Here is a 24498-nt window from a genome sequence, read left to right as displayed (position 1 = left end):
GTTAATAAATGGAAGCTAAATTTTCACCCCGTGTCAAAGACGTTATTTCGTATAGCAGAGAAGAAGCACTTCGCTTAGGACATGATTATATTGGTACAGAACACTTACTGCTGGGTCTTATCCGGGAAGGTGATGGAATGGCTATAAAGGTTCTTAAATCACTGGCCGTCGATACTTCAAGATTGAGAAGGACGATAGAGGATGCTGTTAAAAGCACTTCTGGAACGACCGCAAACTTAGGTAACATCCCACTTACAAAACAGGCAGAGAAGGTTTTGAAGATCACTTATTTGGAAGCTAAGATTTTTAAAAGTGATGTGATCGGTACTGAACATCTCCTGTTATCTATTTTAAGGGATGATGATAACATCGCCTCACAGATTCTAATGCAGTACAATGTTAATTACGATATATTTAAAGGAGAAGTAGAACAAAACAGAGATGGTTTCAGAGATGAAGCATCTGGTTCTGCAGCGGGAGACGATGATTTTCGTGAGGAAGAGTCTTCTTTTAGCCAACCTAAAAAAGTATCGGATATTAAATCAAAGACTCCTGTGTTGGACAACTTTGGTCGCGATTTGACCAAAGCTGCTGAAGACGGTAAACTTGACCCTATTGTAGGTCGTGATAAGGAGATAGAACGGGTATCTCAGATTTTATCCCGTCGTAAAAAGAATAACCCAATTTTAATTGGTGAGCCTGGAGTGGGTAAGTCTGCGATTGCAGAGGGTCTTGCTCTTCGGATTATTCAACGTAAAGTATCCCGCGTATTGTTTAACAAACGGGTGGTTACGCTTGATCTTGCTTCATTAGTTGCCGGTACAAAATATCGGGGGCAGTTTGAAGAAAGGATGAAGGCCGTTATGAATGAGCTGGAAAAATCTCCGGATGTGATTCTGTTTATTGATGAAATTCATACTATTGTTGGTGCTGGAGGGGCTTCGGGATCTCTGGATGCCTCAAACATGTTCAAACCGGCATTAGCAAGGGGAGAAATTCAATGTGTGGGTGCCACTACCCTGGATGAATATCGTCAGTACATTGAAAAGGATGGCGCCTTGGATCGTCGTTTTCAAAAGGTGATGGTTGAGCCTGCTACTCCTGCAGAAACTATTGAGATTCTGAATCGGATTAAGGAGAAATATGAAGAGCACCATGGTGTAACTTATACTCCTGAAGCGATCAATGCTTGCGTAAGTTTAACTTCCAGGTATATAACAGACCGTTTTCTTCCTGATAAAGCCATTGATGCTTTAGATGAATCAGGTTCTCGTGTCCATTTGACCAACATTCATGTTCCTCAGGAAATTATTGATATCGAACAAAAAATCGAAGAGATCAAGATCGAGAAGAATAAGGTTGTCCGCAGCCAGAAATATGAAGAAGCTGCTAAGCTACGTGATACTGAAAAGCACTTGCTTGAAGAGTTAGAACGTGCTAAAGGCGCATGGGAAGCTGATACAAAGACAAAAAGGTACACGGTTACAGAAGATAATGTGGCTGAAGTAGTTTCGATGATGACAGGAATTCCTGTTCAGCGTGTAGGTCAGTCTGATAGCGCGAAGTTATTGGCTATGCCTGAATTAATGGCCGGAAGGATTATCGGACAGGATGAAGCGATTAAGAAGTTAACTAAGGCGATTCAACGTACCCGGGCAGGCTTAAAGGATCCGAAGAAGCCTATAGGCTCCTTTATATTTTTAGGTCCAACAGGGGTTGGTAAAACTGAGTTAGCAAAAGAACTGGCTCGTTTCATGTTTGGCAATGAGGATTCATTGATCCAGATTGATATGAGTGAGTACATGGAGAAATTTGCGGTATCACGTTTAGTGGGAGCGCCTCCGGGATATGTGGGCTATGAAGAAGGTGGTCAGCTGACTGAGAAAGTTCGTCGCAAACCTTATTCAGTTGTTTTATTGGATGAGATTGAAAAAGCACATCCTGATGTATTTAATATCCTTTTGCAAGTGTTGGATGAAGGTCAGCTAACAGATAGTTTGGGACGGAAAGTTGATTTTCGTAACACGATTATCATCATGACTTCCAACATAGGAGCACGTCAGCTGAAGGATTTCGGACAGGGTGTTGGATTTACGACATCAGCTAAATCACTGCAGGTTGACAATCATTCCAGAGGAGTAATTGAAAATGCATTAAAGCGTGCGTTTGCACCGGAATTCTTAAATCGTATTGATGATGTAATTGTATTCAATTCACTGTCAAAGGAGAATATATTCAAGATCATTGATATTGAATTGTTAGCTCTTTTTTCAAGAGTACATGATTTAGGATATGAAATTACATTAACCGATACAGCGAAAGAGTTCATTTCGGAAAAGGGTTATGATTCACAGTTTGGAGCCAGACCTTTAAAGAGAGCGATTCAGAAACATTTGGAAGATCCGATTGCTGAAGAAATTCTAAAAGGCGATTTGACAGAAGGCCAGGTCATGGAGGTCGATTATAACAAAGAAAGTGATAAAATTGTTATTACTCCAAAGCTAATAGCTGTTAAAAAGAAGAAAGAGCCTCATTTGCCAGAAGGTAAAAAGGATGCTGAAGAAGAATAATTTTGATTTTTTCATAATTTTGATTTGATTGATTTTAAAAGCCCCATGGAAACATGGGGTTTTTTTATTTAAACTGTTATCTTTGCCCATCCCAAGATCTTTATTGATATAATGAGCGAAGAGTCGAGTAATAATAATGAGAATAGAGATAAGTTACAAAATGTCATTCTCATTAATGGTTTATATGAAAATTGGTTCCTTGATTATGCTTCCTATGTAATACTAGACCGGGCAGTGCCACATATTAATGATGGTTTTAAACCGGTTCAAAGAAGAATTCTCCATTCGTTAAAAGAAATGGATGATGGCAGATTCAACAAGGCGGCAAATGTGATTGGCAACACAATGAAATATCACCCACATGGTGATGCGTCCATTGGTGATGCTATGGTTCAAATCGGGCAGAAGAACCTTCTTATTGAAACACAGGGAAACTGGGGTGATCCGATGACTGGAGACTCTGCTGCTGCGCCACGATATATTGAGGGACGACTTTCTAAATTTGCTTTGGAGGTGGTTTTTAATCCGGATACTACGTTTTGGCAAGCAAGCTATGATGGTAGAAATCAGGAACCCATTACGTTGCCAGTTAAGTTTCCGTTGTTGTTGGCTCAGGGAGCAGAAGGTATAGCGGTAGGGTTAGCAACCAAAATTCTTCCTCACAATTTTATTGAACTCATAGATGCTTCCATTGGTGTATTGAAAGGGATTCGACCTCAGTTATTGCCGGATTTTCCTACAGCAGGTACCGCAGATTGTTCTAATTATAATGAAGGACAGCGGGGAGGAAAAGTCAGAGTTCGTGCAAGGATTGAAGAACGCGATAAAAAAACGCTTGCAATTACTGAAATTCCATTTTCTACCACTACAGGTAGTTTAATTGATAGTGTTATTTCGGCCAATGACAAGGGTAAGATTAAGATTAAAAAGATTGAGGATAATACAGCGAAGGATGTAGAAATTATGATCCATCTGGCACCGGGAACTTCTCCTGATGTAACCATAGATGCCTTATATGCTTTTACCGATTGTGAGGTTTCAATATCTCCAAATACTTGTGTGATCAGGGATGATAAACCTCACTTTCTAAGTGTAAACGATATCCTGATTGAAAATACCAATAATACGCGCAATCTTTTAAAGCGCGAATTGGAGATCCGCCTGTTGGAATTGAAGGAAAAAATATTCTTCAGCTCCTTGTTAAGGATCTTTATCCAGGAGGGAATGTATAAGAATGCGGAGTACGAAAGTTCAAATAGTTTTGAGCGTGTTGTAGTCGTGCTGGATAAGTTATTCGAGCCTTTCTTTCCTAAGTTCTATCGTGTAATTCTTGCTGAGGATTATAAAAAATTGATTGAAAGACCGATGAGTAGCATCACCCGTTTTGATGTGAAGAAAGCGGATGAACAGTTGAAATCTTTGCAGGATGGGATAAAAGAAGTTACGCATAACTTAAAGAACCTGATCGAATATACCGTATCCTGGTTTGAACACATCAGGGATAAGTATGGCAAGGGTAGGGGACGTAAAACGGAACTTCGTGTATTTGATCGGGTTGAGGCCACACAGGTGGCTCTGGCTAACGTTAAGCTCTATGTAAACAGAGAAGATGGGTTTATTGGTACAGGACTTAAAAAGGATGAATTTGTTTGTGATTGCTCCGATCTGGATGAAATAATAGTTTTTCGCGAAGGTGGACGATTTGTTGTTTCTAAAATTCAGGATAAGGTTTTCGTTGGAAAGGATATTATTCATGTTGCCGTGTTTAAAAAGGGTGATGAACGTACCGTTTATAACATGATCTATAAAGATGGGGAGAGTGGAACCTGTTACGTGAAAAGATTTGCAGTTTTAGGGGTGACCAGGGACAAAGAGTATGATCTGACTAAGGGCACGAAGGGTTCTAAATTATATTATTTTAGCGCGAATCCAAATGGAGAAGCGGAGGTGGTTACTATTCATTTAAAACCGCATTCAAAGCTAAAGAAGCTACAGCTTGATATTAATTTTGCAGACATTTCAATAAAAGGACGTGGCTCTATGGGTAATATTGTCACTAAATATCCAATCCGCAAAGTAATATTGAAAAGCAGGGGAATTTCTACTTTATCAGGTAGGAAGATATGGTATGATGAAACTTTAAAACGTTTAAATGTGGATAGCAGAGGAATATATCTTGGCGAATTTGATGGCTCAGATAAAATTCTTACTGTTTCATTAACAGGTATTTATGAGCTAAGCTCTTTTGATCTGACTAATCATTTTGATGATAAAATGGTGTTGATTGAAAAGTATGATGCTGATAAGGTCTATACCGTAATTCATCTGGACGGAAAGACTAAAAACTATTATGTGAAGCGGTTTAAATTTGATGATATTTCAATCGGGAAAACGGTACATATCATTAATGAAGAAAGTGGATCAAAGCTTAGGATAATCTCTGGTGCGGCACAACCTGTAGTACGGTTAGAAATAAGTAAGGGTAAAAATCAGGCAATAGAACAGATTGAACTTAACTTGGCAGATACAATTGACATAAAAGGTATGAAAGCTCAGGGGAATAAATTGTCGGCTTTTGATATAAAAAATATTGAGCTCATCGCTGAGCACGATGATGAGGAGGACGTTCCGGATCCTATACCTGAATCTTCATTGGAAGAGGTTGTTGAGGCAGAGAAGGCTGATGAGGAAGCGGAGAAGGATGTTATTGAATTAGATTCGGAAGCTGTTCAGGAAGATGAAATACCTGCTAAAGGTTTGCCTGGTAAAAAGGACTTGCTTACTCCAAAAAAAGCTAAAGATATCAAGTTGGAAATTACCAATCCTGATGATATTGATGATAAAGGCCAGCTTGATCTTTTTTAATATTATTTTACTGTTCAAGTTTCAGCTTTTCTTTGAAATCCTTGGTAAACTTAGACAGTTTCGGCTGGATTACAAATACACAATATGCTTTTAGGGGGTTGTCATTAAAAAAATTCTGATGATAATCCTCCGCTTTATAAAATTCGGAAACGGGTGCGATTTCCGTTACAATTGGTTTATCATAAACCAATTCTTTAGTTAAGGTATCGATCATTAACTCAGCGACTTTTTTTTGTTCCTGATTGTGATAAAATATCACTGATCGGTACTGTGTGCCTATATCGTTACCTTGTTTGTTCAGCGATGTAAGAGAGTGTGTTTTAAAAAAAACCAGAAGCAATTCTTCGTATGTTATGATTAACGGATTATAATCAATTTGAATTACTTCTGCATGCCCTGTATTTCCTTTGCAAATATCGTTGTAATTTGGATTTGGAAGCTCCCCTCCCATATATCCGGATATAGATGATGTTACGCCATTAAGTCCCTGGAACACTGCTTCAGTGCACCAAAAACATCCAGCTCCAAAAGTTGCCTGTTCTAATGCCATAATTCTATAACGCAGATTTTATGGCAATGTTTTTCGAGTTTATTGGTACTGGATGTAGATCGGTTGAGGTTTTAGTTTTAACAGATCTTCGGGAGTCATCATCTTATTAGGTGCTTGTTTAAGATCATTTTTATAAAAAAGCTTAAATCCTGTAAATTGAACTGGCTCAGGATAGATCCAATGGCGATAGGTTCCTTTTTTCAATTCAGGCTGACCCCATCCATCCATGTGCATGACAATTTGAACTTCAGGATGAAGTTTAATATTGTCTGTATTTGTTACCATTTTTCGTGTAAAACGGTGAACCGTAAGTACTTTAGGAGGAAGATTGTTATCGATAACCAATTTGGCCAAATAGGCTGAGCAATAATTGATATCGGCGGCATCATAAGTGCCGATACGGGTACCTGGTTTAGCGCCAGTTTTCATGGAAAATTCCGGATCTATTCCTAAATGAACCTGTGGTAATTTAAGATATTTTTCAAAGTAAGGAAGTTCATCTTTGACGGTACTTAAAGCGACCTGAATATCCAGGAATACTATTGCATTAATTTTTTTAGCGATAGTGAGTACCGAATCAATTTGTTTGTCAGGCATCCGGGTACGATACATACCATCTTTTCCGGCAGCGCCTTGAGCAACTACGGCTATATAATGTAAAGCAGGTTGTACTGGAGTTCCAGGGTCTGCTTTCTCCCATTTTTTAACTTCAACGTTTAGACGAGCAAGCATTTCTTTAGGCGCATATTCGCCTAGTGCACCCATTCTTACCGAGTATAAGTTTCCATAATAAGCAATAATTCTTTTGAAAGGCAAGATAGCTCCTGGAAGAGGGTAAGGCTGTTTCTTTACAGGCCAGTAGCCTGAAGTATCTCCATTTGCCAGATGTAAGTTTCTTTTATTATAGTCTGAAGTGTCGATCGTATTACTGACTGCTAAGCTATCAGCTTCGCCTTCCACTGTTTGGTTTTTAGTAGAGATATGAAGTGCGGTTTTTGAATTTGCGGTACTTTTATTTTCGCTGCACCCAAGAGAAATGATGCATGATGCACACATTACGAAAGTTAAGAACTTATAAGTCATTATAGAAATTGAAGTGAAATTTCAACCAAAGTAATCAAAAGAATTAAGATAATGACTTTGTAGGTCATTTCTACACTTTTTTTATCTTTAGTTAGAGTACAAAGACCTGAGAACATGGTCTGTTATCATCTGCTAATAGTCTGAAATTTTAGCGCCTAAAACTCTTGAAATAGGTCACAGTAACTCTTGGAAGCGTTGAAGTTTTGTAATTCAATCGTTTATTTTTTTTGCCGTTAATTCTTAACCTTTCTAATTTTACCAAAAACACCAAGTGGTAATTTGTTTCCAGTCTTTGCTTGTAAATAAAGCTCACCTGTTTCCAGATTTTGAGGGTTTTTAATGGAATCCTTGATAAGATTTTCTACAATAACGGATGAGAACCCTAATGAGTAAGTATTTAAAATCATAAAGTGTTCCTCGGGATCAAGAAGATTAGCGACATCATTCATCATTTCAAGAATATGATCTTCCAACTTCCACTTTTCACCATTTGGTCCATGGCCATAAGCGGGAGGATCAAGTATAATACCGTTATATTTTTTCCCTCTTTTAATTTCTCTTTTAACAAATTTTAATGCGTCTTCTACCACCCAGCGGATATCTTTTAATCCGGATAACTCCTGGTTTTCGTTTGCCCAGCTTACCACTTGTTTAATTGAATCGACATGTGTGACGTCTGCGCCTGCAGCTTTCGCTACCAGAGATGCGCCGCCTGTATAAGCAAAAAGATTAAGGACTTTGGGCTGAGATGTATGGAATGCCTTAATCGTATTGGATATAAAGTCCCAGTTAACAGCCTGTTCAGGGAAAATTCCTACATGTTTAAAGGAAGTTAATGCCAGGCGGAATTTGATTTCAATGTCGTTATTGCGATAAGTGATGTGCCAGCGATCAGGTGTTTTACTGTTTTTTTTTGCCCATTCGCCTGAAGTAGCTGACCGTCCCTGAAAACGAATGTCCGCTAGGTTTTGCCATTCTGATGGGGGTAATTGCTTGGACCATACTGCCTGAGGTTCAGGACGGATAAGAACCACGTTTCCGAATCTCTCGAGTTTTTCGAAATCTCCGCAATCAATTAGTTCGTAATCTTTCCAATGTTCAGGTGTAAGTAATGCAATCATAGCCAATTATATCCGTAATTAAGATTGCGAAATTACTAAATATAGACAGCATACTTGAAAAAAATAATGCAGGAAGGACTTAATCAGGTCTGAGATGTGATTTTCAGGTATATAAGATTATAGTTTTTCTTTAGCTGCCTGAGCGAATTTACTTGCGAAAACGAAGTCATTTACCCTTTGATTGTCAGTATGTGCAATCTCTTTATTAGAGCCTTCCCATTCTTTTTTCCCTTCAGCAAGAAATAATATATTTTCACCAATCCCCATTACTGAATTCATATCATGGGTAACAACTACTGTAGTAATGTTATATTCATTCGTGATTTCATCTATAAGTTCGTCAATAACGATTGAAGTAAGGGGATCAAGTCCCGAATTGGGTTCATCCACAAAAAGATATTTAGGTTGCATGGATATTGCACGTGCGATACCAACGCGCTTTTTCATCCCTCCTGATAATTCGGAAGGGTATAAATCATTTTTTCCTTCCAGGTTAACCCTGTTCAGACAAAAATTTACCCGTTCTAACTTCTCTTCTTTGCTCTGCTTAGTAAACATATTTAAAGCAAACATCACATTCTCCTGTACAGTCATTGAGTCAAAAAGTGCAGAGTTTTGAAATAGCATGCCGATTTCCTTTCTGATATCTATCCGCTCATCTTTGGTGAGGCGGGTAAAGTCGCGTCCATCATACAATACATAACCTTCGTCAGGTTCGTGCAAGCCAACCATACATTTCAAAAGTGTCGTTTTTCCAGATCCTGAACCACCAATGATCAGGTTATTCATTCCCGCTTCAAATTTTCCGGATATACCTTTTAAGACATAATTGTCTCCAAATGATTTATGGATGTCCTTTATTTCAATCATAATAATAAATCGGTAATCACATAATCAGCACATAGAATAGAAATGCAGCTGATAACCACAGTGCTTGTACTTGCACGACCTACTTCTAATGCACTTCCTTTCACGTAATAGCCCTGATAAGCAGATACAGAAGTAATAATAAAACCGAAAAAGAAAGCTTTAACTAAAGAAACTACAATAGTAAAAGGATTAAATCCTTCGGTGATGCCTCTGTAATAATCAGCTCCTGTGATTGCGCCCGAAAATGTTCCTCCAATATAGCCACCTATAATATTTAAAGCGATAGATACAATGACTAGTAAGGGAATCATGGTTACACCTGCAATAATTTTAGGAAGGATCAGAAACCCGGGAGCGTTAATTCCCATTATTTCTAGGGCATCAATTTGCTCTGTAACACGCATCGTTCCAATTTCAGATGAAATGGATGAGCCAATCTTTCCGGCCAGTACCAGCGCACTGATGGTAGGACTAAGCTCCAGAATGGCAGAGTCGCGGTTTACAGATCCGATAATCGTTTTAGGTATCAGGTCACTTTGTAGCTGAAAAGCGATCTGCAAAGTCATTACGGCTCCTACAAATACGGAAATTATGCCAATAAGGTACAGGGAGTTTACGCCGATATATACCATTTCGTGACTGATGTTTTTCCAATAAATCTTCCACTGCTCAGGGCGTTTAAATACTGCTTTTAGGAGAAGAATATATCTTCCGAAATCTGTAAACATATATGATTGCGTATATTTTATATGATGATTATAATGATAGCTAAATTAATTAAATTTCTGAATCTTTAAAACTATGTCATTTGCTAATTAAGGCAACAACATAATCTTTGATTCGATGTTTTAATTAATCGTCATGTAACTGCGTTCTGTTCTAATTAGTAAAATATTTATTGCTGCGTTACAATGTAGACCAGGACAAGCTATATATGGATCTTGTGTAACAAAGTCTATAAAGAAATCTCTAATGATTAGATAATTGTCCATTTAATTAGCTTAATTATCGGAATTATGGAAAAGAAACTGCAGCGAGATGAAAATAATAAAATCCTGGCGGGGGTAGCTGCCGGATTAGCAGAATACTTTGAAATTGAAGTGATGTGGGTGAGACTGATCTTTTTACTGATGATTGTACTCGGGTTATCCGGAGTATTGATTTATCTTATATTATGGATCGTTGTACCTGCGAAACCTTATACATTTCCTTTCGATTCGGAAGCTAAAATAAATGGGGATTATAGTGCAAACCCTAATTCATGCCGCACCTTTGGAAGTATGGGTAAGCGATCGAAAAATGCACCTGTTGCAGGACTAGTTCTGGTGGCTTTAGGGGTGTACTTTTTATTTGAAGAATTCGGTTTTGTTCCGGATTGGTTTGAATTAAGAAAATTATGGCCAGTTATTTTAATCATAATAGGGTTGATTTTTCTGTTCAGATCGGGTAAGAAGCAGAAAGTAGAAGAAGTAAAAAAAGAGGAATTTAAGTTTAACGAACCATTAGACGATCAACCCTTAACATAAAATATTGATATGAAGACAGAAAGGATTATTTGGGGAATAGTGCTCCTCTTTATAGGAGGAATTCTACTATTGCAGAACTTTGATCAGATTAGTTTTGATTGGGCTATCATTTGGAGATTCTGGCCTGTTATTCTGATCCTTATTGGTGTAAATATGTTATTTTCTTATTCAACTAATAAGGCAGGTAGTTTTGTTTCTATATTGATTACCATAATCGTGTTGTCTTTTATCGCTTATAAAGGTATAAATACATCAGGTAGAGATGGTGATTCTTTTTTTGATGAAGGTAATGTATTTGAGAGGGACGAAGATGAGCTAAAATCCAACGTTTTTAGTGAGCCTTTTGTAATGGGAACCCGACTTGCAACTTTAAACATTACAGGCGGGGCCACCAAATTTATACTAAAAGATAGTTCTTCTACTCTAATTACTGCGCAAGTAAAAAAGACTTATGGCAACTATTCGTTATTCAAGACTTCCAATGATAGTACCGAAACTGTAGATTTTAAGATGACAGGAAAGAGTAACTGGGATATGAATAAGTCAAAAGCCAATCAAGTAATATTGGCATTAAATACTCAACCATTGTGGGCTATTAATTTAGAAACAGGTGCTGGTAAAACGGAATTTGACCTAACCAAATTCAAAATTAGTACCTTAAAACTGCAGGGTGGGGTTGCCTCTTTTGATATTAAGTTGGGTGATTTGAATAAATATACGGTTGTAAACATTGAATCAGGAATATCAGAAATAAATATTACTGTACCTGAATCTTCGGGATGCACTATAAAAACGGATTCAGGTTTATCATCAAGTGATTTTGAAGGGTTTAATTCAACCGGTAAGGATTCTTACCAAACCTCTAACTTCAATACGGCGTCGAGTAAAATTATTATTAATATGAAAGGTGGATTTTCCAAATTTCATGTTGACCGGTATTAATATGGAGGAAGACTATTTCGTTGTACGATCAGGTAAACCTCAAGGCCCTTTCTCGATAGAAGAAATGAAGGGAATGCAAATCACTCCAGACACTTTTGTCAAAACGAGTAAAATGAGTGATTATAAAGAAGCACATGAAATTCCTGTTTTATGTGATGCTCTGGGATTTAAGCTTGAAAAAGCGCATGCACAATATTTTGCATCTATGGATATGCGGCTTCTTTCTGCTGTAATCGATTATTTATTATTGCTTTTTATCTACCTGATACTCATTGTCGCTATAATCAAAATCACTGATAGCCAGTCTCAATATCTTAGAGTAGCCGTATCTGTATCTTTTTTGCCGGTAATTCCTATCGTTAAATTTTTTATGAATGTTTTTATGGAAGCTTCTAAAAGACAGGGAACATTTGGTAAGTCATGGCTGGGTATTAAGGTTACGACTGAAGATACAAATCCCCTGAGCCTCAAACAAAGCTTTTATCGAAATAGCTTAAAGCTTCTTTGCATTTTAAGTTTGGGAATTGGCTACCTAGCCGGTTTTTTTAATAGAAAACAACAATGCTGGCATGATCGGATTGCGAAAACCCTGGTCATAAAGGATCGTCTCATTTAAGTTTTTATACTGCAAATTAAACGGAAATTCTGCTTTCTGGTTCTGATGTAATTCATGTAGAGCTGTTTTAAGGACACTTATTAAGGTAAAAAAAACTGGGGTAATATATTTTTTATTATCATGCTAAATCGATTAATATAATCTATATTTGTTTTATACAATTGTTTTTAACCTAAAAGTAACCCATTAAATACTGTCTGTTCTTTTAATTTACCACAGGCGACAATTTGCTATTATAAATGCTACTGCCAAAATCACGGTATAAAGTACTTGCTTATGAAATTGAGATTCTCTATTATTCTTTTATTTTTAATAAAACCACTGTTTGCACAGACGCCTGACTTGGTGCACTATGTAAACACACTTCAAGGTACCAATTCAAAACATGAGCTAACACGAGGAAATACCTACCCAACGACGGCTTTGCCAAATGGAATGAATACATGGACACCACAAACAGGCAGAAATGGTGATGGTTGGAAATATCAATATGAAAAAAAGACGATCAGGGGATTTCAGCAGGCCCATCAGTGCAGTTCCTGGAGTAATGATTATGCTGTTTTTTCTTTCATGCCAGTTACAGGCGTATTAAAAGTAAATGAAGAGGATAGAGCTACAGGATTTAATCATTCCAATGAGACAGCAAAACCTAATTATTACCAGGTAAAGCTTGATAATGGCATTAATGCGGAAATTGCACCCACAGAAAGAGGGGCACATTTGCGATTTTCTTTTCCAAAAGGAGCCCCAAGTTATCTGGTTCTGGACGGCTATACTAAAATGAGTATGGTCAAGATCTTTCCTAAAGAAAGAAAAATTATTGGCTACGTAAACAACGGTCATTATGTACCAGAAGGTTTTAGAAACTATTTTGTTGCAGAATTCGATAAACCTTTCAAATCTTATGGAACCTGGGAAAATAGGGAAAATACCATAACTGCAGGATCATTAACTAAAGAAGGAGATGGTGCAGGCGCTTATATTGAATTTAATTCTGGAGAAAATGTCCAGGTAAAAGTGGTTTCTTCCTACTTCAGTTTTGAACAAGCGGAACGGACGCTTAACCTTGAACTTCGTAAATTTAAAACACTCGAGGATACTAAAGCTGCAGCAGCTAAAATTTGGAATCAACATTTAGGAAAAGTCTTGGTTGAGGGCGGAACAGAGGAAGAAAAAGCTACATTCTATTCCTGTCTTTTCCGTGCAAGTCTGTTTTCCAGACAGTTTTATGAGTATGGTCAAGATGGTAAGCCCTATTACTATAGCCCCTATGATGCAAAAGTTCATTCCGGCTTTATGTATACCGATACTGGCTTTTGGGATACCTTCAGAGCTCAGTTCCCCTTAAACACGATCTTACAACCAACCATGCAAGGCAGATACATGCAAGCCATGCTGGAGGCTAAGGAGCAATGTGGATGGCTTCCTTCCTGGTCTTTCCCCGGAGAGGGTGGAAGTATGATCGGTAATCATGCTATTTCCCTTCTTACTGATGCATGGGTGAAGGGAATTCGCACATTTGATCCTGAAAAGGCCTTGGATGCTTATTTACATGAAGCAACCAACAAAGGGCCATGGGGACCAGCTAATGGTCGTCATGGCTGGAAAGAATACTATGAGTTAGGTTATGTTCCTTATCCTGAATATGGCGAAGGAACCGCTAAGACGCTTGAGTATGCCTATGATGACTTCTGTGGTTATGAGCTTGCTAAAGCAACTGATAAACCTTTTTATGAAAATATCTTTGCCAGACAAATGTATAATTACAAGAATGTGTACGACCCATCAAGCGGATTTATGAGAGGGAAAAATCGTAAAGGGGAATGGAAACCTAACTTTGACCCAATAGAATGGGGAGGCCCTTATACAGAAGGCAACGCATGGCACTGGCAATGGTCTGTATTTCATGATATTCAAGGACTCAGCAATCTAATGGGTGGAGAAAAGAATTTTATCAAAAAACTTGATTCTGTTTTTTCTGAACCTAATAAAGTAAACGTCGGTACTTATGGAGGAATGATCCATGAAATGACGGAAATGGTCATGGCAAATATGGGACAGTATGCACATGGAAATCAGCCTATTCAGCATATGATTTACCTGTACAATTATGCCGGAGAACCTTGGAAGACACAATATCATATCCGTCAGGTGATGAGCCGCTTATATAATTCTACGGAAAATGGTTATCCTGGTGATGAAGATCAGGGACAAACATCTTCCTGGTATGTGCTAAGTGCATTAGGCTTTTATAGCGTTTGTCCGGGTACTGATCAATACGTAATAGGAAGTCCTGTTTTCAAAAAGGCAACCATTACTTTGGAAAACGGGAAGAAATTCATTATTGAGGCCACTAATAATAATGACAAAAACGTGTACATTCAATCTGCTACATTGAATGGTAAAAATTACACAGCTAATTATTTCAGACATTCAGATATCACCAATGGCGGCACTCTTAAATTTGATATGGGAAGTGATCCGGCAAAAGAGAAGGGGCTAGCTATAGCTGACAAACCATTCTCTTTATCGCAAGCTGATAACAAATAATGTAAAATTTATCGTATCCTTCTCATTCAGATATACAGGAGCGTTCAAACATATTAATTATTACTTTTGTAATAGATTTTAAATAAGTATGAACGCTTCTATTTCCAGCATACCCTTAAAAGGTCTTTACTGCAATTCTTTAACAGATTACTCCAGATACCTAACACGGGAAGTATTTATTGGGCATATCCCAATGGGCGCAAACAACCCTATCCGGATTCAAAGTATGACCACAACCGACACCATGGATACCATTGGTACGGTTGAGCAGACTATCCGAATGGTAGACGCAGGTTGCGAATACGTACGGATTACCGCTCCCAGTATTAAAGAAGCACTAAACCTTACTCAGATAAAAAATGAACTTCGTGCAAGAGGGTATGATGTACCCTTAATTGCCGATATCCATTTTACTCCTAATGCAGCAGAAGCAGCAGCAAGGATTGTTGAAAAAGTAAGGATCAACCCGGGTAACTATGCTGATAAGAAGCGCTTTGATCAATTGGAATATACCAGTTTTGAGTATGAAGCCGAATTAGAAAGGATCTATAAAAAGTTTACTCCTCTCGTTCAGGTTTGCAAAGAATATGGTACTGCCATGCGCATTGGTACCAATCATGGATCCTTATCCGATCGCATCATGAGCTACTATGGCGATACTCCTGGTGGTATGGTCGAATCTGCCATGGAATTCATACGGATGTGCGAGAGCCTGAACTATTTTAACTTGGTGATCTCCATGAAAGCGAGTAACCCTCAGGTGATGGTACAGGCTTACCGGCTTTTAGTGGAAACCATGAACAAGGAGGGGATGAATTACCCATTACATCTGGGCGTTACAGAAGCAGGTGATGGAGAGGATGGAAGAATTAAATCATCAGTAGGCATAGGAACACTCCTGGAAGACGGATTAGGCGATACTATCCGCGTTTCGTTAACGGAAGATCCAGAACTGGAGGCTCCTGTTGCAATTGCTTTGGCTGAAAGATATAAACATAGGACTCAACTCGTCAAGGATGGTGTAAACAGTAGTATCCCAGTACCCATTGGCTTTAGTCCCTATCAATATACCAAACGTACAACAACTGAACTCAATACTTTTGTAGGAGGTCATCAGGTTCCACGTGTTATTCTTGATCTTTCTAAGTCTAGCCTGATGGATCCGCAGATCCTTGCAGCTGCGGGCTATTTATATTCGCCTCTATTAGATAAATTCAATATGGCAGAGCAGTCTGTCGATTTTATTTATTTGGCAGATCAGCTTCCTTCATTCAATATGCCGGGAAATCTGAAACAACTTTATGATTATTCCACATGGCTTAAAATCGTAGACAAAAAGAACATGCATCCTCTTTTTGCATCCTGGAATGTATATCAGTCTGCACAAATAAAAGATCAGTACCTAAATCTTGTTCAAGTAAGCAACAAAGATTTACTACAATATCCCAATGCTTTCAAGATACTTTCAGCAGATAAAACATTGGTTTTTGTATTGACAACAGATCAATCACATGGTATGGCAGATCAGCGACAGTTCTTTTTTGCCCTTGAAAATACAGGTATCCAAACCCCCGTAATCATTAAAAGATCATATACTTCCAAGTCTGATGTTCTTGAGCAGCAGGATAAGCGGGATTCTGACTTTCAACTGTATTCTTCCACAGATGTAGGTGCATTGTTGCTAGACGGTTTTGGAGATGGAATATGGCTTAATTCTGCGGCTGTTTCAGCAAAGACCATCGTGAGCACTTCTTTTGTCATCCTGCAGGCAACCCGATGCCGAATCTCCAAAACAGAGTATATTTCTTGTCCAAGTTGCGGACGCACACTATTTGATCTTCAGGAAACGACCCAAATGATCCGGAGTAGAACCAGTCACCTTAAGGGTGTCAAAATCGCTATTATGGGTTGTATTGTTAATGGACCTGGTGAGATGGCTGATGCCGATTATGGATACGTAGGCATGGGTCCTGGTAAGATAACCCTGTACAGGGGCAAAGAAGTAGTTAAAAAGAGTGTCAATAAGGATAATGCACTGGATGAATTGATTGATATCATTCGTGAAGACGGCAACTGGATTGAAATGGAGGTTTAAATACTTACAGGAAAAAATTGAGAAGCAGGATGAAGATCGTAATGCAATTGTTTAGTCTTTCAATCAAAGCGTTTTTACCTACGATGGAATACTAAATGCTTTGTCCAAAATTGCACATATTTAAATTCGTTTTATTGATCAAATCAAAACTAGAACGAACAAAAACTAACATCATATCAAAAACAGAACTAACAAAAATAGGCTGTACCTTGTTTAAAAGACAGCCTATTTTTGTATAAAATATAAAAATTCTTATTTCTTCTTTCTAGCAATTACTTTTTGTACTGCAGCAACAATAGCATCGCAATCCAAATGATATTTAGCCATTAGTTCAGCAGGTTTACCACTTTCTCCAAATGAATCATCAACAGCCACATACTCTTGTGGAGTAGGGTTGTTACGGACAAGCAGTTGTGCAATACTATCGCCAAGACCACCAATACGGTTATGCTCTTCTGCTGAAACCACACAACCTGTTTTGGCTACTGACTTTAACACCGCTTCTTCGTCAAGAGGTTTAATGGTATGAATATTAATAATCTCAGCATCAATACCTAGCTCAGCCAGTTTTTCTCCAGCTAATATAGCTTCCCAAACCAGGTGACCGGTTGCAAAAATACTAACATCCTTACCTTCATTAACCATCCATGCTTTTCCTATAATGAATTCCTGATCAGGATCAGTGAATATAGGAATAACCGGACGACCAAAACGAAGGTAAACAGGACCTTCAAATTCAGCTATAGCTTCAGTAGCCGCTTTTGTTTGGTTATAATCACATGGATTAATAACCGTCATTCCCGGAAGCATTTTCATCATACCTATATCCTCAAGAATCTGATGCGTTGCCCCATCTTCCCCTAAAGTTAATCCAGCATGTGAAGCACAAATCTTTACGTTTTTCTCTGAATAGGCAATAGACTGACGAATTTGATCATAAACCCTACCGGTAGAAAAATTAGCAAAAGTTCCTGTAAAAGGGATCTTACCGCCAATAGTTAAACCTGCTGCCATACCCATCATGTTGGCTTCTGAAATGCCAACCTGGATAAATCTTTCCGGAAACTCTTTAATAAAAGCTTCCATTTTAAGCGATCCAACAAGGTCAGCACATAAGGCTACCACATTTTTGTTCTTTTTACCCGCTGCTAAAAGTCCGGCACCAAAACCAGAACGTGTGTCTTTTTTTTCTGTAAAAGTATATTTCTTCATTAAAGTATCTCTTTATTAACGACTAATAGTCTTGGGTAGAACATGTAAGTTGAGCAAGCGCCTCGGCTAACTGTTCGTCATTAGGCGCAACACCGTGCCATTTATGAGAACCCATCATGAAGTCCACACCGTGACCCATATTGGTATGCATCAGAATCATAATTGGTTTACCTTTAAATGCTCTGCTTTTAGCCAAATCAAAGGTAGCCACTAGCTCTACCATGTCATTTCCATTTGTTTCAAGAACATCCCAACCGAAAGCTTCCCATTTAGCACGTAAATTTCCTAATGAAAGTACCTTGTCAGTAGGACCATCTATTTGCTGACCATTTACGTCAATAGCCGAGATCAGATTGTCAACCTTATTATGAGGAGCAAATAATGCAGCTTCCCAAATCTGACCTTCCTGAAGCTCACCATCACCGTGAAGTGTATAAACTAACCGATCGTCATTGTTTAGCTTTTTAGCCAGCGCTGCACCAATTGCAACAGATAAACCCTGTCCTAAAGAACCCGAAGCAACACGAATTCCCGGAAGATGATCATGTGTAGCAGGATGACCCTGAACACGTGAATTTATTTTGCGGAATGTAGAAAGTTCTTTAATATCAAAGTAACCTGAACGGGCAAGCACACTATACCATGCTGCCGAAATGTGTCCGTTGGATAGAAAGAAAAGATCCTCGCCCGTTCCATCCATATTAAAGTTTGAATCATGCTTTAATACGTGAAAATAAAGGGCTGTAAAATAATCTGCGCAACCTAGAGAACCACCGGGGTGACCTGACTGGCACTGATGTACCATTCTTACAATATCCCGACGAACCTGAGTCGCAATGTTAGTTAATTTTTCAATATCTGGTTTCATATTTGTTTCAAAGCGCCTAAATTATGAAATAGCACTCAGATATCAACTAAAGTTTTTACAAAATGAGGACAATTTATTAATCTTTAGCTAATAAATCAAGAACCTGCTGAGACGAATTGGCGGTGTCTACCTTCGTAATAATTTTATTAATCTTTTGATCAGCATCAATAACAAAGGTCTTTCTTGCAGTGCCCATATATTTTTTGCCATACATATTTTTCTCCACCCATACCCCGTAAGCTTCCACGATTTCTTTTTTATCATCAGCGATTAGCGTAAAGGGCAACTCATATTTGGTTATAAATTTCTGATGTGAAGTCTCATCATCTGTACTCACGCCTAACACAACATAACCTTCCTGTTGTAGACGGTGATAATTATCCCTGAAATTACATGCCTCAGCAGTACAACCAGGGGTGTCATCCTTCGGATAAAAGTAAAGTACTACATTTTTACCAACATAGTCATTTAGTGATATCGTCTTGCCATGTTGATCCTTTGCTGTGAATTGTGGAGCTGAATCTCCTTCTTTTAACTCTGCCATTTTGTTATTTATAAAATATTGCGTTATAGGTTTTTGAATTTCCTTTTACATCAGTAACTGAAAATTGGAGATGATGTTTTCCTGATGCCATTGATTTATCCAAAGTATGCCATGCAGAGCCATTCCTCGGGTCATATTCTGTTAAAACCCATTGCCCATCAATAGTAGCACTAAAATTACTGATCCCAGATAGATTATCAGAAATTCTAAACCTCAGAACAGGAATACCAGAAACAGACATTCCGTCTTTTATATTTATTGGCCTAATGACCGGTGCTGTGTTGTCCACGCTCACATTAAACTCCCCAAACGATCCTGAACTGGTCTTTATATAGCCATTCGCATAATTACCACCCAAAGATCTGCCTCTCTCATTTACAATCAAAGCTTTGCTTTGCAGCTCAACCGGGAGAGAAGGATCCACCTTGATCCAAAGATCATAACTGCCTTCGATAGGAATCAATGGGGTATGAACACGGTGAACTGCCGAGTAACCTTTTGGGGGTCCTTTACTATATCTGAAATTAAGATCACTGTATAAAACTCCCGCAGGCACTTTAATAATAAAATCACTGGTGGCGTATTCATTTGCCTGGTTATAACTAAACTTTTTCAGCCCCTCAGGATAAGAAGGAGTGATCACTGATTTTGCGTTATAACGGATACGGAAGTTCACCGTACTGGTATTTCCCTTAACATCTTTTACAATATACCTCAACTCATGGATCTGATCATCAGAAATATTGATTACCCCTCTGTTTACCAAGCTTTTGTAAATCTTTAAAGGATTACCAGGCTCTACAAAACTCTTGATTACCGTTCTACCTGACCGTTTGTTATAAGGGTAATCCATGTGGGAGGATACCGCACCGCTGGTATAAAACGAAAACTGATTTAATTCCGACTCGTATATCGTAGCCTTATCCAATTGAAGTTCAATGGAATAAATGCCATTTCTATTACCAGCTGGCTGAAGATCATATGCGCTGATTCCAAATCCAATATCACCACTGAAATTGATTATTGGTGCCTTATTCAGCTTGTAGTTTCCATTATTACCAATCAGCTCAAAAGACTGTCTTACCGTACTTTCATTGAATGGCAAACCATTTAAGCGGTACATGTATAAGCCACTGATTGTTGGCTTTATATTATCCGGAATATCGATTCCCAACAAGACAGGATTAACAATATCCTCCGTTCTACTATCCCGTACTTCAAAATGAAGATGAGGTCCTGCAGATCCACCACTATTTCCCGACCAGGCGATGATATCACCTTTTTTAACCGGAATTTCAATAGCGAGCAACGGGATATCCACTGCGAAAGAATGCGTTCTATATTGACGTGCTGTAATTACCCGGCTAATCGTCGAATTAAATCGCTGTAAATGCGCATATACCGTCGTGTAACCATTAGGGTGCGTCAGATAAACGGCGTTTCCAAACCCTCCGATCTGCACCTTTAAACGAGATACAAAACCGTCAGAAACAGCATAAACAGGGTATCCCTCACGTTGATTGGTTCTGAAATCAGTACCGGAATGAAAATGAGTGCTTCTGATTTCCCCGAATGAACCAGATAGAGATGGTTTAATATCGAGAGGCATTCTGAAATCTGTAACAGGAAATAACTCTGGGGAGACCTGTGCTAAAAGAGAGTTACTGAAAATGTGTAAAAGGGTACCTAAAATTACTGTGCGAAAATTATTTAATCTCAAAATCAAGAAGCTTTTCTTTTTCTATGTATCCCTGAAGACGATCTCCTACATTTATTTTACCGACACCCTTTGGTGTTCCGGTAAAAATAAGATCCCCTTTTTTTAGGGTGATGTACTGTGAAACAAATGCAATAATATTTTCAAACGAAAACAATAGGTCTTTTGTGTTGCCCAACTGCACCGTTTTTTCATTTATATTTAAGCTGAACCCCAGATTGTAAATATCCTGAAAGGATTCCTTGGACTTAAAAACACTGATTGGAGCAGAGTTATCAAACGCCTTGGCTAATTCCCATGGCAACCCTTTTTCCTTATGTATAGTTTGAATATCCCTGGCTGTAAAATCAACTCCAAGACCTATTTCATCATAATAATTCCCTGCAAATTTCTCGGAAATATACTTTCCTTCTTTGCAGATCTTTAAAACAATCTCAATCTCATGATGGATATCTGTTGAAAACTCAGGATGGTAAAAAGGTAGATTATCTTTTAGAACAGCCGTCTCCGGCTTCATGAAGATAACAGGAACTCCAGGTACCGGATTATTTAACTCTTTAGCATGTTCAGCATAATTCCTACCTATGGCAATGATCTTCATGTGTGTGATTTGTTTTTAAAAACTTTAAACAAGAAAATTTCGCTCATTACATGGAATGAGTCGATCATCGAATTTAAATAAATGGGGACAAGCCCTCTATAAAGGGTTATTTACAAAATAGAGATTCGCTTGATAACCGTTTCATTACCCGCTAATAAACGGATGAAATAATATCCGCTGTTTAAACGTGATGCGATGTTAAAGCTGTTATTCTGTTCACCTGATGGGAGACGCTGGGATAAAAGAGTTGCAATTTCATTCCCTAAAACATCCATAATCTTGATCGTAACAGTCGATTCCTTTGTTAATGTGTAAGAAATGGTGATCTGATCTTCCGCAGGATTAGGATATACTTTCACATTATTTAAGACTTTAAAATCTGCAGCAGCCTTAGATGAAGAACCAACAGGACGGGATGCCAAAGGCTTAAATGGAGTGATATTTAATCTTACATCAGCCTTTGAAGGTCTGTTCGGGCGCGTATCTGTTATATGAGAGGCACCTTTTTGCTGTGTTCTCTTGGTTGAATCGGAAACATCCGCTTTACTTAAAAGGAATTTACTAGTACCGAAAGCGTTGATGCCCAGTAAAGTAAAATAAAATAGTATAGAGATTTGGTAGATTTTTTTCATATCCTAAATGCTTTAACAAAACTAGTGATTTAATAGACATTAAACTAGAACGAAATCTTATTTAACAAAATTTAACAAACCTTCTGATAGTCAGTTTGTAATTTACGAAATAAACTATTAAAAATGGTCATTGTTTAAATGGATTTCATAACTTACTTTTGCATCCATCTTTTAAACAAGTAAAGTGGCAAATCACAAAGATTTAAACAAACTCACAGCTGCAGGTTTATTAATCAGCTTAGGTATTATATATGGCGATATCGGAACCTCTCCTTTATACGTTTTCAAAGCAATTATTGGCGATCGTATTATTACAACAGACCTTATTCTGGGGGGACTTTCCTGTATTTTCTGGACGCTAACCCTACAAACTACCATTAAGTACGTGATTATCACCCTTCGGGCAGATAACCGAGGTGAAGGAGGTATTTTTGCTTTATACTCCCTCGTAAAAAGAAGGGCTAAGTGGCTGGTTTTCCCCGCTATGATCGGTGGCGCCTCTCTTTTAGCCGATGGGATGATTACTCCACCAATCACTATATCATCTGCTATCGAAGGACTTCAAATATTCTCTAAGGACCTTCCTACAGTTCCCATTGTCATTATCATCATTTCACTGCTGTTTGTGATCCAGCAATTTGGTACTTCTCATTTAGGGAAAGCATTCGGACCCATGATGTCCATATGGTTTGCAACAATGGCTGTTGTTGGAGCTGTTTATGTATTTGACAATCCTTTTATTTTAAAGGCAGTTAATCCCTATTATGCCTGGCATATTTTATACGGTAACCCTAGTGCCTTACTTATTATAGGTGCTGTTTTCTTGTGTACTACAGGTGCTGAAGCTTTATACTCAGACTTGGGCCATTGTGGTCGTGATAACATCCGCATCAGCTGGATGTTTGTAAAGACTTGTTTACTGCTCAATTACTTTGGTCAGGGTGCTTGGTTATGGCAACATCAGGGTGCAACACTGGGTATGGGGAACAATCCTTTTTTTCTGATTATGCCAGAATGGTTTCTCCCATATGGCATAGCCATTGCAACTCTTGCAGCAGTTATTGCCAGTCAGGCCATGATTACCGGATCTTATACATTGATTTCTGAAGCAGTAAGGCTTAATCTTTGGCCGAAGGTTAAAATTAATTACCCTTCTGATCAAAAAGGACAATTATATGTTCCTTCTATGAACTGGATTTTATGGGCAGGCTGTATCGTAGTAATCCTTTTGTTTAAAAGATCGGAAGCGATGGAAGGTGCTTATGGGCTTGCCATAACGGTAACCTTTATTATGACCTCCATCTTAATTACTGTCTACTTGCAACGAAAAAGATTTCCTTTTTATGCGATCTTATTGTTTGTAGTCGTGTATGGGGTACTTGAACTGGTATTCCTGGTTGGTAATATGGCCAAGTTCTTTCATGGTGGTTGGTTTACAGTCATGCTTTCTATTATTATTTTCTCTGTCATGTGGTCATGGGCTGCCGCAAGGAGGATTAAGAACCGGTATGTGAAATTTGTAGAGGTGGAAGATTATTATACCATCATCAATGATTTAAGTGAAGATACCAGTATTCCTAAATATGCATCGCAGTTAATTTACCTCACAAGTGCCAACTTTAAATCAGAGATTGAAGCGAAGATCATGTACTCGATACTTCAGAAACAGCCTAAGCGTGCCGATGTATACTGGTTAGTGCATGTGGATGTTACGGACGAGCCTTATACACTAGAGTATAAAGTTGATTTCCTAATTCCTCAAAAACTAATCAGGATAGATTTTAAACTTGGTTTCCGCATTGAGCAACGTATCAATGTACTCTTTAGGTTAGTAGTAGAAGAGCTGGTTAAAAATGGAGAAATTGATATTACCAGTAAATACCCATCACTTAATAAACATCATATTGTAGGTGACTTTAGATTTGTGGTTCTGGAAAAAGTCCTTTCCCGTTCTAATAAACTAAGTTTGGTTGAAAGACTCACCATGGCTTATTATTTCGTACTCAAACGTCTTGGTCTTTCTGAAGAAAAAGGTTTCGGCTTAGATCTAAGTTTCGTTACCGTAGAGCAGGTTCCTTTAATTGTAACCACTACAGATACGGTTGACCTTACCAGAATAAAGTAAGATAATAATAT

General features: G+C 38.2%; 19 protein-coding genes. 8 read left to right on the top strand and 11 right to left on the bottom strand.

Going from position 1 to position 24498, the window contains the following annotated elements:
• Positions 1-8: 8 nt before the first annotated feature.
• Together BFL47_RS00830 and BFL47_RS00825 are read left to right on the top strand one after the other, a co-directional pair.
• The gene (locus tag BFL47_RS00830; protein WP_069657892.1) at positions 9-2570 is read left to right on the top strand and encodes an ATP-dependent Clp protease ATP-binding subunit; all 2562 of its coding nucleotides are present in this window, start codon (positions 9-11) and stop codon (positions 2568-2570) included.
• 111 nt (positions 2571-2681) lie between these two features.
• Positions 2682-5435, top strand: a complete 2754-nt coding sequence (locus tag BFL47_RS00825; RefSeq protein ID WP_069657891.1) for a DNA gyrase/topoisomerase IV subunit A — start codon at positions 2682-2684, stop codon at positions 5433-5435.
• Positions 5436-5442: 7 nt separating this feature from the next.
• On the opposite strand, the gene msrA is transcribed toward BFL47_RS00825, so the two are convergent.
• From msrA to BFL47_RS00800, 5 genes are all read right to left on the bottom strand, one after another.
• Positions 5443-5985, bottom strand: coding sequence for a peptide-methionine (S)-S-oxide reductase MsrA (msrA, locus tag BFL47_RS00820; protein WP_069657890.1), 543 nt, complete (start codon positions 5983-5985; stop codon positions 5443-5445).
• A 39-nt stretch (positions 5986-6024) separates the two neighbouring features.
• Positions 6025-7041, bottom strand: a complete 1017-nt coding sequence (locus tag BFL47_RS00815) for a hypothetical protein (RefSeq protein WP_083256936.1) — start codon at positions 7039-7041, stop codon at positions 6025-6027.
• Positions 7042-7301: 260 nt separating this feature from the next.
• The gene (locus tag BFL47_RS00810; protein ID WP_069657888.1) at positions 7302-8189 is read right to left on the bottom strand and encodes a class I SAM-dependent methyltransferase; all 888 of its coding nucleotides are present in this window, start codon (positions 8187-8189) and stop codon (positions 7302-7304) included.
• Positions 8190-8306: 117 nt separating this feature from the next.
• On the bottom strand, positions 8307-9059 hold the full coding sequence (locus BFL47_RS00805; protein ID WP_069657887.1) for an ABC transporter ATP-binding protein: 753 nt from the start codon (positions 9057-9059) through the stop codon (positions 8307-8309).
• Entirely contained in the window at positions 9056-9787 is a 732-nt protein-coding gene (locus BFL47_RS00800) for an MlaE family ABC transporter permease (protein ID WP_069657886.1), read from the bottom strand. The genes BFL47_RS00805 and BFL47_RS00800 overlap by 4 nt, the downstream gene beginning before the upstream one ends.
• A gap of 288 nt (positions 9788-10075) precedes the next feature.
• Here BFL47_RS00800 and BFL47_RS00795 point away from each other — a divergent pair, with 288 nt between their 5' ends.
• The 5 genes from BFL47_RS00795 (at position 10076) to ispG (ending at position 16788) form a co-directional block, all read left to right on the top strand.
• Positions 10076-10585, top strand: coding sequence for a PspC domain-containing protein (locus BFL47_RS00795; protein WP_069657885.1), 510 nt, complete (start codon positions 10076-10078; stop codon positions 10583-10585).
• A gap of 9 nt (positions 10586-10594) precedes the next feature.
• Positions 10595-11527, top strand: a complete 933-nt coding sequence (locus tag BFL47_RS00790; protein ID WP_069657884.1) for a LiaI-LiaF-like domain-containing protein — start codon at positions 10595-10597, stop codon at positions 11525-11527.
• Positions 11511-12143, top strand: a complete 633-nt coding sequence (locus BFL47_RS00785; RefSeq protein ID WP_083256918.1) for an RDD family protein — start codon at positions 11511-11513, stop codon at positions 12141-12143. The genes BFL47_RS00790 and BFL47_RS00785 overlap by 17 nt, the downstream gene beginning before the upstream one ends.
• A gap of 276 nt (positions 12144-12419) precedes the next feature.
• Positions 12420-14693 carry a GH92 family glycosyl hydrolase gene (locus BFL47_RS00780; protein WP_069657883.1) on the top strand — a complete coding sequence of 758 codons (2274 nt, stop codon included), beginning with the start codon at positions 12420-12422 and terminating at the stop codon, positions 14691-14693.
• Positions 14694-14781: 88 nt separating this feature from the next.
• Positions 14782-16788, top strand: coding sequence for a (E)-4-hydroxy-3-methylbut-2-enyl-diphosphate synthase (gene ispG, locus BFL47_RS00775; RefSeq protein WP_069657882.1), 2007 nt, complete (start codon positions 14782-14784; stop codon positions 16786-16788).
• A gap of 252 nt (positions 16789-17040) precedes the next feature.
• Here the strand turns inward: ispG and BFL47_RS00770 are convergent, their stop codons facing one another.
• From BFL47_RS00770 to BFL47_RS00745, 6 genes are all read right to left on the bottom strand, one after another.
• Positions 17041-18000, bottom strand: a complete 960-nt coding sequence (locus BFL47_RS00770; protein WP_069657881.1) for a transketolase family protein — start codon at positions 17998-18000, stop codon at positions 17041-17043.
• 22 nt (positions 18001-18022) lie between these two features.
• Positions 18023-18868: a transketolase gene (locus BFL47_RS00765; RefSeq protein WP_069657880.1), complete on the bottom strand. Its 846-nt coding sequence runs from the start codon at positions 18866-18868 to the stop codon at positions 18023-18025.
• Between the two features lie 76 nt (positions 18869-18944).
• Positions 18945-19412: a thioredoxin-dependent thiol peroxidase gene (gene bcp / locus BFL47_RS00760; RefSeq protein ID WP_069657879.1), complete on the bottom strand. Its 468-nt coding sequence runs from the start codon at positions 19410-19412 to the stop codon at positions 18945-18947.
• Positions 19413-19416: 4 nt separating this feature from the next.
• Positions 19417-21021, bottom strand: a complete 1605-nt coding sequence (locus tag BFL47_RS00755; protein ID WP_083256935.1) for a M23 family metallopeptidase — start codon at positions 21019-21021, stop codon at positions 19417-19419.
• Between the two features lie 97 nt (positions 21022-21118).
• A complete protein-coding gene (locus tag BFL47_RS00750; RefSeq protein WP_069657878.1) occupies positions 21119-21730 on the bottom strand; it encodes a fumarylacetoacetate hydrolase family protein in 612 nt (203 codons plus the stop codon).
• A 110-nt stretch (positions 21731-21840) separates the two neighbouring features.
• Entirely contained in the window at positions 21841-22362 is a 522-nt protein-coding gene (locus BFL47_RS00745; protein WP_069657877.1) for a T9SS type A sorting domain-containing protein, read from the bottom strand.
• 184 nt (positions 22363-22546) lie between these two features.
• On the opposite strand from BFL47_RS00745, the gene BFL47_RS00740 reads away from it, so the two are divergent.
• Positions 22547-24487 (top strand): KUP/HAK/KT family potassium transporter, encoded by a 1941-nt coding sequence (locus BFL47_RS00740; RefSeq protein ID WP_069657876.1) that lies wholly within the window; start codon positions 22547-22549, stop codon positions 24485-24487.
• Positions 24488-24498: the final 11 nt, after the last annotated feature.

The sequence above is a fragment of the Arcticibacter eurypsychrophilus genome (assembly GCF_001730525.1).
Classification (GTDB): Bacteria; Bacteroidota; Bacteroidia; order Sphingobacteriales; family Sphingobacteriaceae; genus Arcticibacter; species Arcticibacter eurypsychrophilus.
Note: the sequence above shows the minus strand (reverse complement) of the source record. Positions and strands in the feature narration are given on the sequence as shown.